The organism is Gordonia namibiensis NBRC 108229 (genome assembly GCF_000298235.1).
Lineage (GTDB): Bacteria > Actinomycetota > Actinomycetes > Mycobacteriales > Mycobacteriaceae > Gordonia > Gordonia namibiensis.
Genome location: NZ_BAHE01000010.1, coordinates 306,600 through 319,752, shown reverse-complemented (window position 1 = coordinate 319,752; position 13,153 = coordinate 306,600). Strand labels below are relative to the sequence as shown.

Genomic DNA, 13,153 nt, shown 5'->3' with positions numbered 1-13,153 from the left:
GGCTCGTTCCTGAGCATCCACCCGACGCGATCCCTTCGACTTGAGTGCTGCCGACACCATCGACGCCTCAAAGTCTCCCCGATCACGCGAGTGCAACCAGCCCCGCACCGTGGCCCGAGACAACCCATACTCACGCAACAACCGCGCACGGCCACCCCGCTCCAACATCGCCGCATCCCACAACTGCAGAAACTCGACCTTGAAACCGAGCGGGTACGACCGCTGCCCGCTAGGGGTCCGACCCACCTCGACACTGATAGACACCACGCACTCCGTTCCCCGCGACCCCTGCCAGGTGTCTCACAAACAGCCTGACAGGGAGCGCCGAAGGGTGGTGGGATTGCCCAAAAGTGGTGGTTTTCAACCCATCTCAGCCGTGGTACGGCTCCGCGCTGACGAGGGTCACCTTGATCGTCGCGCCGCTGGGCACCGAGTACTCGCGGGTCTCGCCGACCTTGGCGTCGATCAGGGCCGAGCCCAGGGGCGAGCTGGGGGAGTAGGTCTCGAGCTTGCCGCCCGAGGCGCCTTCTTCACGGGTTGCGATGAGGAAGGTCTCGGTGTCCTTCTCGTCGCCGTCGTAGTAGACGGTGACGACGGAGCCGGGCAGGGCGACGCCCGACTGGGTCGGGGCTTCGCCGACCTTCGCGTTGTTCAACAGTTCCTGCAGCTGGCGGATACGCGCTTCCTGCTGGCCCTGCTCTTCGCGGGCGGCGTGGTAGCCGCCGTTCTCCTTGAGATCGCCCTCTTCGCGTCGCTCATTGATCTCGGCGGCAATGACCGGACGATTGGCGATCAATGAGTCGAGTTCGCTCTTGAGGCGATCGTGCGACTCTTGGGTCAACCAGGTCACCTGGGTGTCGGTCATCGGTCACTCCTTCGTGTTGTCCGCGCCGCGATGCGACTCTTTCACCGCGCGGCATATGGACTGCTATAAATGCAGCAACACGACCCCTCGCGGAGCCGTGTATCCGATCATCATACCAGCCGATGAGACCTATGGCACATCAGTTGTTCCAGCCGTTGCCGCGCCGAGTGCTTCCTGGTAGGTGGGTTCCGCTCGCTTCAGCCATCCCACAACGAAATACGTCACCGGCATGATCACGATCTCCACGAGTGTTTTCCAGACAAATCCGACAATCGTGTAGTTGACGAAATCTCCCCAGGTGGAGATACCCAGGGCGGTTGCTGCGATCGAGCAGAAGACGAGGGTGTCCGCGAATTCGCCGACCACCGTCGATCCCAAAAGGCGCGCCCACAGATGCCGTTCACCGGCACGCTCTTTCATTTTGACCAACACGAATGAATTCAGGAATTCGCCGACCACATATCCGGCGAGGCCGGCGAGCAGGAATTGCGGAACGACGCCGGCGACCGTTTCGAAAGCCTCCTGGCCTTCATAGAAATCGGCGGCGGGTAGGTGGATGGTCAGCCAGAAACACAGCGAGGCGAGGATGAGCACGGCGAAGCCGGCAAGGATGGTGCGGCGCATCGCGCGGAAGCCATACACCTCGCTGATCACGTCACCCAGGACGTAGGCGAGTGGGAACAGGAAGAAGGCGCCGTCGGTGACCAGGCCCTGCATGTGAACGGGGCCCACGTCGAGGTGGAGCCAGTCGTCGAACAGCACGACACCCTTGGTGCCGGTCACGTTGCTGATCAGCATCACACCGACGAACAGCGCGACGAGGAGCGGGAAGTAGCGGCTGCCGATGGCGGCGAACGCGGCGCGGGGTGCTGCCGCGTCGCCCGGTTCGGTCGGCCGCGTGCTCACGACTCGGGCTGGAGGTAGGCGGGCACGTCGACGGTGCAGCCGAAGACCTCACCGATGACCGGCGGCTTGGAGGTGGTGACCTCGGTGCGGACGCCGATCCGCTCGGCGGGGTCGGCCGGGATCAGGATCTCGCGCCGGCCGGTCTCACTGCCGTCTTTCGATCGTCCGCGCACCACGCAGGCCGCGGGCTTGCTCGGGTCGGAGCGGTCGACGGTGAACTGCACGGCGACGGTGTTGTCGTCGAGGATCTCGTAGCCGGTCGCCTCACCGGAGACGTCCGCGGTGCCGAACTTGCTGTAACCGATCGCCGCCAGCGTGACGCCGGCCACGACGACGAGTATCGACAGGGCGAGGAACCAGCGGCGACGGGTGTGCGCGGACGCGGAATTCTCCGGGTAGGTCGCGCGCGGGCCGCTGCGAGGGCGCTCCGCGGCGCCCCCATCCGAACTGTTCACGCGTCAATACCTACCATGGGACCAGTAACGATCCGAAGGTGAGGAACTGTGACCGAATCCCATGCCGACGGCCCGCAGCCGGGTGTGTTCCGTCTGATGGCGGTCCACGCGCACCCCGACGATGAGTCGAGCAAGGGTGCGGCCACGACCGCCAAGTACGCGGCCGAAGGCAACGAGGTGCTCGTCGTCACCCTGACAGGTGGCGAGCGCGGCGACATCCTGAATCCGGCGATGGACCGTCCCGGCATCAAAGAGCGGATGACCGAGGTCCGCCGCGAGGAGATGGCCCGGGCCGCCGAGGCCCTCGGCGTGAAGCAGACGTGGCTGGGCTTCGTCGACTCCGGACTCCCCGAGGGTGACCCGTTGCCGCCGCTGCCGGAGGGCTCGTTCGCGACCGTTCCGCTCGACGAGGCGACCGAGGCGCTCGTCCGTCTGGTCCGCGAGTTCCGTCCGCACGTGATGATCACCTATGACGAGCACGGCGGGTACCCGCACCCGGATCACATCCGGTGCCACGAGGTGTCGGTCGCGGCCTACGACCAGGCCGGCGACCCCGACGCATTCCCCGGAACCGGTGAGCCGTGGACGGTGTCGAAGCTGTACTACACGCACGGTTTCATCCGCGACCGGATGGAGCTCTTCTCCGACGAGTTCGAGCGCCACGGTCAGGAGAGCCCGTTCACCGAGTGGCTCAGCAAGTGGGACCCGAGCCGGGGCGACCTCATGGGTCGGGTCACCACCCAGGTCGAGTGCGCCAAGTACTTCCCGCAGCGTGACGATGCGTTGCGCGCACATGCGACGCAGATCGATCCCAACGGCATGTTCTTCGCCGTACCGTTGGAGTGGCAGCAGCGACTCTGGCCGACCGAGGAGTTCGAGCTGGCCAAGACGCGCGTGAAGACCGCCCTGCCCGAAACCGATCTGTTCACCGGAATCGAGGTGTCATGAACATCGCCATCGTGAACACCGTGATGGTCGTCGCGGCCGAGGAGCCGCAGGGGCCGGAGTTCGGCAAGTCGTCGCCGCTGGGATTGCTGGTGATCCTGTTGCTGCTGATCGGGACCGCGTTCCTGATCTGGTCGATGAGTCGCCAGCTCAAGAAACTTCCGGAGTCCTTCGACACCGAGCACCCCGAGGCAGATCAGGCGTTCGACGAGGGCACCGACCCGTCGGGGCCGGTCACCGCCGCCGACGACGCCGCCCCCGGCAACCAGGACGCGACGAGCACCACCGGGACCGATGAGCGACGCCCGGCGGACACCTGACGGTTCGTCGAACATGCTGGGCTCGGCGACGAGCCCATATCTCCGGCAGCACGCCGACAATCCCGTCCACTGGCAGGAGTGGTCCGACGCCGCACTGAACCAGGCACGCGAACGCGATGTGCCGGTTCTGCTGTCGGTCGGCTACGCGGCCTGTCACTGGTGTCACGTGATGGCGCACGAGTCCTTCGAGGACCACGCCACCGCGGCGCAGATGAACCGTGACTTCGTCTGCGTCAAGGTCGATCGGGAGGAACGTCCCGACATCGATGCCATCTGCATGAGTGCCACCGTCGCGATGACCGGGCAGGGTGGTTGGCCCATGACCTGCTTCCTCACGCCGGACGGCGACCCGTTCTACACCGGCACCTATTACCCGCCGCGGCCGCACGGTCAGATTCCCTCTTTCCGACAGGTTCTGACCGCGGTCAGCGACGCATGGACGCAGCGTCGAGCCGATCTCGACGACACCGCCGCGAAGGTGCGCGAACACATCGTGGCGAACACGGCCCCGTTGCCGGTTGGCACCGTCGCCGTCGACGACCGACTGCTCGCGCACGGCGTCCGCACCGCCCTCGGCGAGGAGGACCCCGAGTTCGGTGGTTTCGGCGGCGCACCCAAGTTCCCGCCCTCGGCGCTCGGAGAAGCGCTGATCCGGCACACCGAACGCACCGGCGACTCAGCTGCCATCGACGCCGCCGGGCGGACCTTGCATGCGATGGCCCGGGGCGGCATCTACGACCAGCTCGCCGGTGGTTTCGCCCGGTACTCGGTCGACGCCGGCTGGGTGGTGCCCCACTTCGAGAAGATGCTCTACGACAACGCGCAGCTGCTGCGGGCGTACGCCCATCTCGCACGGCGGACCGGAGATCCGCTGGCGCGCCGCGTCGTCGAGGAGACGGTCACCTTCCTCCGGCGGGACCTGCGGGTGCCGGGCGGGTTCGCCTCGTCGCTCGACGCCGATGCCGCCGGGGTTGAGGGGTCCACCTACGTGTGGACGCCGGCGGAGCTCGCCGAGGTCCTTGGACCGGAGACCGGACGCTGGGCCGCCGAACTGTTCGTCGTGACCGAGCGGGGCACCTTCGAACACGGCCGCTCGACGCTCCAACTGCCGTCCGATCCCGACGACCGCGAACGCTTCGACGCCGTACGTGCGGCTCTCCTCGACGCGCGGGGCAGGCGCGTCCAACCCGCCCGCGACGACAAGGTCGTCACCGCGTGGAACGCCATGACGATCACCGCACTCGCCGAGGCCGGTGCCGGGCTGGGCGAGGCCACCTACGTCGACGCCGCCGTTCGGTGCGCAGACGAGCTGCTGGGCATGCACCTCATCGGCGGCCGGCTCCGACGATCGTCGCTCGGCGGGCACGTGGGGGAGACCGATGGCGGGCTCGACGACCACGCGGCCCTGAGCACGGCTCTTCTCACGCTGTTCCAGGTGACCGGCGAAACCCGATGGCTGGGTGCTGGGTTGGGGTTACTCGACTCCGCGGTCGAGCGCTTCGCCGACCCGGAGGCGCCCGGAGCCTGGTTCGACGCCACCGGCGAAGGGCTCATCGCCCAGCCCCGGGATCCGATCGACGGTGCCACCCCGTCGGGGGCGTCGCTCATGGCCGAGGCGCTGCTCACCGCATCGATGCTCGCCGATTCGGCCAAGGCGGTCGGTTACGCAGAACTACTGGAGCACAGCCTGTCCCGCGCGTCGGTGATCGTCGCCAAGCTGCCGCGATCGGCCGGGCACTGGATGTCGGTGATGTCGGCGCGGGTCGCCGGGCCGATCCAGATAGCCGTGGCCGAAGGCCCCGCGTCGGATCATTCCCTGACCCGGGCGGCCTGGGCTCACGTCCCCGGCGGGGCGGTCGTCGTTGCCGGCGAACAGGATTCGCATCCACTGCTCGTCGCACGCGGTCCGGTCGACGGACGCGACGCCGCCTATGTGTGCCGGGGAACGGTCTGCGGGCTGCCGGTCACGGACGAGGAGAACCTGGCCGCCCAGATCGGCTGAGGGCAGCTCGACGGCGCAGGTGTCGGATTCGCCGGAACGGGTATTGAGGGGTATGCGCATCTCCACTCTTATCGGGACCTCGCTCGCCACCGCCGCAGCCGGCGCCATCGGCAGCGTGGTGACCAAACCCGCGGTCGAGACCTGGTATCCGCGGCTGAAGAAGCCGTCCTTCGTGCCGCCGGCCTGGGTGTTCCCGGTGGCCTGGACCGCCCTGTACGCCGACATCGCGGTCACCTCCGCCACCACGATCGACGGCCTGGGCGAGTGGCCGTCCCAGGACGAGAAGCAGGCGTACATCGCCGCGCTCGGCGCCAATCTCGCACTCAACGGGGCATGGAGCTGGATCTACTTCGGCAAAGGGGCGCTGGGCACCGCGTCGGTGGCCGCCGCGGCCCTCACGGTCAGCAGCGCCGACCTGACACGGCGTACCGCGGCCGTGAATCCGAAGGCCGGGGCCGCGCTCGCCGCCTACCCGGCGTGGTGCGCCTTCGCCACGGTTCTGTCGACGTCGACGTGGTGGCTCAACCGCGACCGCACGCGCGCATCACGCTGACCGGGCGCTCATCTCGTCCAGCACCTCCGCGAATCGGCCCATGGCCCAGTCGATCTCCTGAATGGTGACGACGAGCGGCGGGGCGAGCCGCAAAGTCGAGCCGTGCGTGTCCTTGGCCAGGACGCCGTGCTCGGCGAGGCGCAGGCAGAATTCCTTGCCGGTGCCGAGTGACGGATCGAGATCGATTCCCGCCCAGAGTCCGAGACCGCGGGTCGCGACGACGCCGCGGCCGGCGAATTCGCGTAGACGTGTGTGTAGGTGGTCGCCGAGGTCGGTGGCGCGTTCCTGCCAGGTGCCCTCGGCCAGCATGTCGACGACGGTGTGGCCGATGGCCGCGGCGAGCGGGTTGCCGCCGAAAGTCGAGCCGTGCTGTCCGGGATGCAGGACGCCGAGGACCTCACGATTCGCGACCACCGCGCTGACCGGCACGATCCCGCCACCGAGTGCCTTGCCGAGCAGGTAGATGTCAGGTTCGACGCCCCAGTGTTCGACGGCAAAGGTGCGCCCGGTCCGGCCGAGGCCCGACTGGATCTCGTCGGCGATCAGCAGGACGTCGTCGGCGGTGCACAGGGCTCGCACCCGCGGAAGGTAGTCGTCGTGCGGGACGATGATGCCGGCCTCGCCCTGGATGGGTTCGAGCAGGATGCCGACGGTCGTCTCGTCGATGGCGGCGGCGATCGCGTCGGCGTCGCCGTAGGGGACACGGACGAAACCCGGTGTGTACGGGCCGAATCCGGTGCGGGCATCGGGGTCGTCGCTGAACGAGATGATCGTCGTGGTGCGGCCGTGGAAGTTGCCGCCGGCAACGATGATCGTCGCGCGGCCGTCGGGAACGCCCTTGACGTCATAACCCCATTTACGGGCGACCTTGATCGCCGACTCGACGGCCTCGGCGCCGGTGTTCATCGGCAACACCATCTCCTTGCCGCACAACTCCGCGAGGGCGGCGCAGAACGGCTCGAGACGGTCTGAGCGGAACGCGCGGCTGGTGAGGGTCACCCGTTCGATCTGTTCGAGTGCCGCGGCGACGATCCGCGGATGGCGGTGGCCGAAGTTGACCGCGGAATAAGCGCCCAGGCAGTCGAGGTGGCGCCTGCCGTCGACATCGGTGATCCACGCGCCCTCGGCGGTGGCAGCAGTGACGGGGATGGGGGAATAGTTCTGCGCCACATGCGGTTCGGCGTCGATCGTGGGACCTGCGGGAGCTGTCACATCGTGGGGGATGAGCGTGTCGGACATGGTGCGGGTCCTCCTCAGTTCCAAGGTGCAGCACTTGACCCCGCCGCCGCCCTTGAGCAACTCGGAGAGATCGACGGTCACCGGACGGAACCCGGCGTCGTGCAGCAGTGTCTCGAGATGCGGTGCGCGATCGGTCATCACGACGTTGAGCCCGTCGGAGACCAGGTTGAGGCCCAGTACCTCGGCGTCGGCGTCGGTGGCGATGAGGGCGTCGGGGAACAGGTCGTCGAGCAGGCGGCGTGAGCGTTCGGAGAACGCGGCTGGGTAATAGGCGATCGTGGCGTCGTCGAGGACGCCCAGTGCGGTGTCGAGGTGGTAGAACCGCGGCTCGACGAGGTCGAGGGTGATGACCGCTCGACCGGTGATCGCGGCGACCTCGTCGTGCGCGGAGCGCTGGGTGCGGAAACCGGTGCCGGCGAGGATTCGGTCGCCGACGACCAGGAAGTCGCCCTCGCCCTCCTGTATGCCCGTGGTGCGGTGGACCGTGCCGAATCCGTTGCGGGCGAACCACTCCGCGTACAAGTCGCCTTCGGCGGCCCGCTCCGGGAAGGCGAAGCTCGCGGCGACGACGGTGTCGCCGACGCTGAGACCGCCGTTCGCGGCGTAGACCATGTCGGGCAGGCCGGGCGCCGGGTCCACCAGATGCACAGTGTGGCCGAGTGATTCGTACGCCGCGCGGAGGGTGTGCCACTGGGAGAGGGCGCGGTCGGTGTCCACGGGGACCGAGGTGTCCATCCAGGGATTGATCGCATAGGACACGGTGAAGTGCACCGGTGGGGTCATCGCGTAGGTCCGTAGCCGCGCCTCCCGGACCAGGGGCGCACCGATGCCCGGGCTCGTCAGAGTCATGAATCGAGCGTATCGTCGGCCATTGGTGCAAACAATCGCCGTGAATTGCGCAATGCTGCAACAAATCGTCATGTCAGGGTCGGAAGGTGGTCATCCGTTGCGTACGCTCGACGATCTCGACGAGAAGGTGCTCGCCTGCCTCACCCGCGACGCCCGTGCGACGTATGCGCAGATCGGCGACGAGGTCGGGCTCTCGGCACCGGCGGTCAAGCGTCGCGTCGACCGTCTCCTCGCCGACGGGGTGATCCGGGGATTCACCGCCATCGTCGACCCCCACGCCATGCAATGGACCACCGAGGCCTATGTGCAGGTGTACTGCCGGGGCAACATCTCGCCCGATGAACTCAAGGCGTCGTGGGAACCGATTCCCGAGGTCGTGAGCGCGGCGACCATCTCGGGTCAGGCCGACGCCATCCTCCGTGTGCGGGCCCGTGATGTCCGCCACCTCGAGCAGGCGCTCGAGCGCATCCGTGCGGCCGGGCCGGTCGACAAGTCCGAGTCGATCATCGTGCTCAGTGAACTGATCGACCGCGGTCATCCGTAGACCCCGGCGACCCGCAGAACCCGCTGTGCTAGTCTTGTCGCCGTGATCAGCACCGTGCGCGCATATTGGCGCTTTATCGAGGCTCCGGGTGGGGCCACGATGAAGCGCTGACCAAGCGCGCGCACGTAACACCCGGAGCCCGAGCAGCGACCATACGGTCGCTGCTCTTTGTTTTGAGCGGGGCTCCACCACTGTGAAGGCGTGCCCCGATCGGATCACCGACAGGGCACGACCTCGAAAGGCACATACCGTGACCACTCTCCCGGATCTTCCGACCCGCACGGCCGACAAGGCCGAATCGACCTCTGATCGTCGGATCAAGTCCTTCCGTCCGATCCCGTCGCCCGACACCGTCCGCAGCGAACTGCCGCTGACCGCGCGTCGTGCGCTGGCTGTGGCCCGCGACCGCGACGAGATCGCCGACATCCTCGCCGGCCGCGACGACCGACTGCTCGTCATCGTCGGACCGTGCTCGGTGCACGATCCGATCGCCGCGATCGACTACGCGCGTCGCCTTGCGCCGCTGGCCGAGGCCTACGCCGATCGTCTGAAGATCGTCATGCGGGTCTACTTCGAGAAGCCGCGCACCACGGTCGGCTGGAAGGGTCTGATCAACGACCCCGGCATGGACAACACCTTCGACGTCGAGCGCGGTCTGCGGACCGCCCGGTCGTTGCTGCTCGACATCATCGACCTCGGACTGCCCGTCGGCTGTGAGTTCCTCGAGCCGACCAGCCCGCAGTACATCGCCGACGCCGTCGCGTGGGGTGCCATCGGCGCCCGCACCACCGAGTCGCAGGTGCACCGTCAGCTGGCGTCGGGCCTGTCGATGCCGATCGGCTTCAAGAACGGCACCGACGGCAACGTCCAGGTTGCCATCGACGGCGTGAAAGCCGCTGCGGCCGAACATGTCTTCTTCGGAGTCGACGACTTCGGCAACGGCGCTGTCGTCGAGACCGCGGGTAACGAGGACTGCCACATCATCCTGCGTGGCGGCACCCGTGGACCCAACTTCGACGCCGAGTCGGTCGCGTCGGCGGCCGCGGCCCTCGACAAGGCCGGACTGCCCGCACGCGTGATGATCGACTGCTCGCACGCCAACTCCGGCAAGGACCACGTCCGCCAGGCGGAGGTTGCGACCGAGATCGCCGCGACCCTGCGTGCCACCCGCGAGGCCGGCAAGGCGTCGAACATCAGCGGCGTGATGCTGGAGAGCTTCCTGGAGCCCGGCGCGCAGTCGACCGACGCCACCCCGCTGGTCTACGGCAAGTCCGTCACCGACAAGTGCATGGGCTGGGAGGCCAGCGCCACCGTGCTCGACGCACTCGCCCGCGCCTGAGTTCCGCCCTGCGCCTGGCTGGTCAGTTGACGACGACCAGCCAGGCGGCGGCGTAGTGGAGTAACGCGGCGACCGCGGTGCAGAGGTGGAAGACCTCGTGGTGGCCGAAGGTGTGCGGCCACGGATTGGGCCAGCGCATCGCGTAGAGGACGCCGCCGACGCTGTAGAGCACGCCGCCGAGGGCCAGCAGGACCATGATCAGGTAGCCGGTCTGGGAGACCAGGGCCGGGGCGACCACGACGATCACCCAGCCGAGCAGGATGTAGAGGGTCACGCCCAGCCAGCGCGGAGCGCCCGGCCAGAGGATCTTCAGCAGCGACCCGCCGAGCGCGCCGGCCCAGACGATGCCGAGTACCCACCAGCTCGTCGGCGACGGGAGGCCGAGGGCGCAGAACGGTGTGTAGGTGCCGGCGATGAAGAGGAAGATCATCGCGTGGTCGGCACGCTTCATCCGGATGCGCGCACGCGCCGTCTTCCAGGGGATGCGGTGATAGGTGGCGCTGACGGCGAAGAGTCCGACGACGGTGAGCGCGTAGACCGCACACGTCAGCGCGGCGACGGTGCCGTCGAGGATGGCGGCGCCGATGACCAGCGCGATGCCGGCGACCGCTGCCACATAGGCGGAGTAGTGGTGGATCACGCCGCGCAGACGCGGGCGATCGGCCACGTCCGGGGGCGGGGTCGACAGTGTGTTCACAAAACCTACGGTACCGTAACTTACTCGGCTGTAGGGAGCCTCGCGGAGGTCGGCAGGGTCATCCTGCTCGCACCCCGGCGCGTAAGGTGTCCCACGTGACACGAGGCCGCGAAGGATGAAGCTGCTGCCGGATCGGGTGCGCCGTCCAGCTCTCACCATCTACGAACGTCGACTCATCCAACTCCTCGACACCCAGCGCCTACCGCGGCACGTCGCGATCATCTGCGACGGCAATCGCCGCTGGGCGCGCGAGGCGGGATTCGACGACGTCAGCCACGGACACCGGGTGGGTGCCCAGCGCATCGCCGACATGCTCGGCTGGTGCGCGGGTCTGGGCATCGAGGCCGTCACCATCTATCTGCTCTCCACCGAGAACCTGAACCGGTCGTCCGACGAGCTCGACGCACTGCTCGAGATCGTGCCCGACATCGTCGACGAGATCTCCTCGCCCGACGGCGACTGGTGCATCCGCATCGTCGGCACCCTCGACGCCCTGCCCGAGGCCGTCGCCGGGCGACTGCGGGCCGCGGCCGACCGAACCTCCGAACGGCACGGCATGAACGTCAACGTCGCCGTCGGGTATGGCGGCCGCCAGGAGATCGTCGACGCGGTGCGGGCACTGCTCGACGAGAAGCGTGCCGCCGGTGCCACTCCCGAGGAGATGATCGAGGCGGTCACCGTCGAGGCGATCGACGCGAACCTCTACACCAAGGGGCAGCCCGACCCCGACCTCGTGATCAGGACCTCCGGAGAACAACGACTGTCGGGATTCCTGTTGTGGCAGAGCGCCTATTCGGAGATCTGGTTCACCGACGCGTACTGGCCGGAGTTCCGCCGGGTCGACTTCCTGCGCGCGCTACGGGACTACTCGGCGCGCAGCCGGCGATTCGGCAAGTAGGTCGCGAAGGGCCTGCAGGTCGGCGGTGAAGGTCGACGCCGCGGGCGTTCCGAAGCCGACGACCAGGCCGCCGTGTGGCAGGGGATCGGCGTCCGGGTGACGGAACAACGACAAGCCGACGAGCCCGATCCCGCGCCGGAACGCCTCATGTACGAGTGGGCCCTCGACCGCATGGTCGACCGGGATGACCGCGTGGAGTCCGGCGGCGATGCCGGGCAGCGCGAAACCACATGCGGTGACGGCTTCGACGAGTGCGTCGCGGCGCTGCCGGTACACCTGCCGGCTGCGGCGGATGTGCCGGTCGTAGGCGCCGGAGTCGATGAGCTCGGCGAGGATCAGCTGATCGACGATGCTCGCGTCGCCTTCGCGTAGTCCTTTGGCGCCCACCACGACGTCCACCAGCTGAGGGGGCAGCGCAAGCCACCCGGCGCGCACGGCGGGAGAGAGGCTCTTGGACATGGACCCGGCGTGGACCACCACATCCGGGCCGAGCGCCTGCAGAGCGCCGACCGGGTCACGGTCGTACCGGAACTCGCCGTCGTAGTCGTCCTCGACGATGATCGCCCCGGTCCGCCGGGCCCACTCGATGACCTGCATGCGCCGCGACGGCGACAGCGGCACCCCGGTCGGGAACTGGTGGCTCGGCGACAGCAGGACCGCCGAGGCGCCGCTGCGCTCGAGGTCGTCGATCACCATCCCCTCATTGTCGACGGGGATCGGGATCGTTCGGGTGTCGCCGCGTTCGACGGCCCGCCAATGGAAGGGGAGGCCGTGACTCTCGACCGCCAAGGCGTCGCCGAAGACGTTGCGCGACAGCAACTCCAGCGCGGACTGTACCGCGGTCCCGAGGACCACCCGGTCGGCGGTCGTGCGGACGCCGCGGGTCCGGCCCAGGTATGCGCTCAGGGCGTGCCGGAGCTCCGGGCGACCCTGCGGGTGCGCGGGTGCGAACGCATCGTCGCCGGCGTCGGTGAGAACGCGGCGGGTGGCACGGATCCAGTCCGTCCGCGGGAACATGCCGGCGCACGGCTGTCCGAGCGAGAAGTCGTGCGGGAAGCGGAACATCGGGTGCGCCTGCGGGCGTTCGTCGTCCCGTCCGGCGGCGTCGGGGCGTGCTGCGCCCTCGGCCACGCGTGTGGCCGAACCCTGGCGCGCGGTCAGCCAGCCCTCGGCGATCAGCTCCTGATAGACCGCCGACACCGTGCCTCGGGCGAGGCCGAGGTCGGCGGCGAGCGAACGGTACGGCGGAAGGGCGGTGCCCGCGGGGAGGCGCCCGTCGAGGATCGCCGACCGCAGCGCCTCGATGAGCGTTCGACGCAGCGTCGCACCGCGCCCGCGTGCACTCGCCCCGGGGTCCGGCTGCAGGTCGAGGAACAGATCGGCGCCGAGGCGAACAGCCACCTCCGCCCACGGGTCGGGAGGGACGCCGCCTTGATTGACCCTGTTTTCTTCCATCAGATTGGACCACTTTCTTGTGCTAATCCCGCATTAGCCTAGGTCCAGAAGACACAAGGAGACACAACAACCGACAAAGTCGGCGA

Annotated in this window: 13 protein-coding genes; 7 read left to right on the top strand and 6 right to left on the bottom strand. The window is 68.2% G+C overall.

Annotated features, from left to right (window positions below; genetic code table 11):
* Positions 1 to 370: 370 nt before the first annotated feature.
* The 3 genes from greA to GONAM_RS06955 all read right to left on the bottom strand — a co-directional run bounded on the left by greA (position 371) and on the right by GONAM_RS06955 (position 2,226).
* On the bottom strand, positions 371 to 865 hold the full coding sequence (gene greA / locus GONAM_RS06965) for a transcription elongation factor GreA (protein ID WP_006866060.1): 495 nt from the start codon (positions 863 to 865) through the stop codon (positions 371 to 373).
* A 129-nt stretch (positions 866 to 994) separates the two neighbouring features.
* Entirely contained in the window at positions 995 to 1,771 is a 777-nt protein-coding gene (locus GONAM_RS06960; protein ID WP_006866059.1) for a queuosine precursor transporter, read from the bottom strand.
* Entirely contained in the window at positions 1,768 to 2,226 is a 459-nt protein-coding gene (locus GONAM_RS06955) for a DUF4307 domain-containing protein (RefSeq protein WP_006866058.1), read from the bottom strand. Before GONAM_RS06955 ends, GONAM_RS06960 begins: the two co-directional genes overlap by 4 nt.
* 48 nt (positions 2,227 to 2,274) lie before the next feature.
* Between GONAM_RS06955 and mca the strand changes: the two genes are divergently transcribed.
* Genes mca through GONAM_RS06935 form a run of 4 tightly spaced genes read left to right on the top strand, consistent with a single transcriptional unit; the run spans position 2,275 to position 6,046 of the window.
* A complete protein-coding gene (gene mca / locus GONAM_RS06950; RefSeq protein ID WP_006866057.1) occupies positions 2,275 to 3,174 on the top strand; it encodes a mycothiol conjugate amidase Mca in 900 nt (299 codons plus the stop codon).
* Positions 3,171 to 3,491: a hypothetical protein gene (locus tag GONAM_RS06945; RefSeq protein WP_006866056.1), complete on the top strand. Its 321-nt coding sequence runs from the start codon at positions 3,171 to 3,173 to the stop codon at positions 3,489 to 3,491. The genes mca and GONAM_RS06945 overlap by 4 nt, the downstream gene beginning before the upstream one ends.
* A gap of 13 nt (positions 3,492 to 3,504) precedes the next feature.
* Positions 3,505 to 5,493 (top strand): thioredoxin domain-containing protein, encoded by a 1,989-nt coding sequence (locus GONAM_RS06940; RefSeq protein ID WP_006866055.1) that lies wholly within the window; start codon positions 3,505 to 3,507, stop codon positions 5,491 to 5,493.
* 52 nt (positions 5,494 to 5,545) lie between these two features.
* The gene (locus GONAM_RS06935) at positions 5,546 to 6,046 is read left to right on the top strand and encodes a TspO/MBR family protein (protein WP_006866054.1); all 501 of its coding nucleotides are present in this window, start codon (positions 5,546 to 5,548) and stop codon (positions 6,044 to 6,046) included.
* On the opposite strand, the gene rocD is transcribed toward GONAM_RS06935, so the two are convergent.
* Positions 6,038 to 8,134, bottom strand: a complete 2,097-nt coding sequence (gene rocD / locus GONAM_RS22350; RefSeq protein ID WP_006866053.1) for an ornithine--oxo-acid transaminase — start codon at positions 8,132 to 8,134, stop codon at positions 6,038 to 6,040. The two genes, GONAM_RS06935 and rocD, sit on opposite strands and share 9 nt — an antisense overlap.
* A gap of 97 nt (positions 8,135 to 8,231) precedes the next feature.
* Between rocD and GONAM_RS06925 the strand changes: the two genes are divergently transcribed.
* Together GONAM_RS06925 and GONAM_RS06920 are read left to right on the top strand one after the other, a co-directional pair.
* Positions 8,232 to 8,678, top strand: coding sequence for an Lrp/AsnC family transcriptional regulator (locus GONAM_RS06925; protein ID WP_006866052.1), 447 nt, complete (start codon positions 8,232 to 8,234; stop codon positions 8,676 to 8,678).
* A gap of 250 nt (positions 8,679 to 8,928) precedes the next feature.
* On the top strand, positions 8,929 to 10,017 hold the full coding sequence (locus GONAM_RS06920) for a 3-deoxy-7-phosphoheptulonate synthase (RefSeq protein ID WP_006866051.1): 1,089 nt from the start codon (positions 8,929 to 8,931) through the stop codon (positions 10,015 to 10,017).
* A gap of 22 nt (positions 10,018 to 10,039) precedes the next feature.
* Here the strand turns inward: GONAM_RS06920 and trhA are convergent, their stop codons facing one another.
* A complete protein-coding gene (trhA, locus tag GONAM_RS06915; RefSeq protein WP_006866050.1) occupies positions 10,040 to 10,714 on the bottom strand; it encodes a PAQR family membrane homeostasis protein TrhA in 675 nt (224 codons plus the stop codon).
* A gap of 115 nt (positions 10,715 to 10,829) precedes the next feature.
* Here trhA and GONAM_RS06910 point away from each other — a divergent pair, with 115 nt between their 5' ends.
* Positions 10,830 to 11,612, top strand: coding sequence for an isoprenyl transferase (locus GONAM_RS06910; RefSeq protein ID WP_006866049.1), 783 nt, complete (start codon positions 10,830 to 10,832; stop codon positions 11,610 to 11,612).
* On the opposite strand, the gene pdxR is transcribed toward GONAM_RS06910, so the two are convergent.
* Complete coding sequence (gene pdxR, locus GONAM_RS06905; RefSeq protein WP_006866048.1) at positions 11,571 to 13,067, bottom strand: MocR-like pyridoxine biosynthesis transcription factor PdxR; 1,497 nt, start codon at positions 13,065 to 13,067, stop codon at positions 11,571 to 11,573. The genes GONAM_RS06910 and pdxR overlap by 42 nt on opposite strands.
* Positions 13,068 to 13,153 lie beyond the last annotated feature (86 nt).

Bases quoted from the DNA above. Each gene is read 5' to 3' on its own strand.
- greA (WP_006866060.1), bottom strand. From the start codon at position 865: ATGACCGACACCCAGGTGACCTGGTTGACCCAAGAGTCGCACGATCGC.
- GONAM_RS06945 (WP_006866056.1), top strand. From the start codon at position 3,171: ATGAACATCGCCATCGTGAACACCGTGATGGTCGTCGCGGCCGAGGAG.
- GONAM_RS06940 (WP_006866055.1), top strand. From the start codon at position 3,505: ATGCTGGGCTCGGCGACGAGCCCATATCTCCGGCAGCACGCCGACAAT.
- GONAM_RS06935 (WP_006866054.1), top strand. From the start codon at position 5,546: ATGCGCATCTCCACTCTTATCGGGACCTCGCTCGCCACCGCCGCAGCC.
- rocD (WP_006866053.1), bottom strand. From the start codon at position 8,134: ATGACTCTGACGAGCCCGGGCATCGGTGCGCCCCTGGTCCGGGAGGCG.
- GONAM_RS06910 (WP_006866049.1), top strand. From the start codon at position 10,830: ATGAAGCTGCTGCCGGATCGGGTGCGCCGTCCAGCTCTCACCATCTAC.
- pdxR (WP_006866048.1), bottom strand. From the start codon at position 13,067: ATGGAAGAAAACAGGGTCAATCAAGGCGGCGTCCCTCCCGACCCGTGG.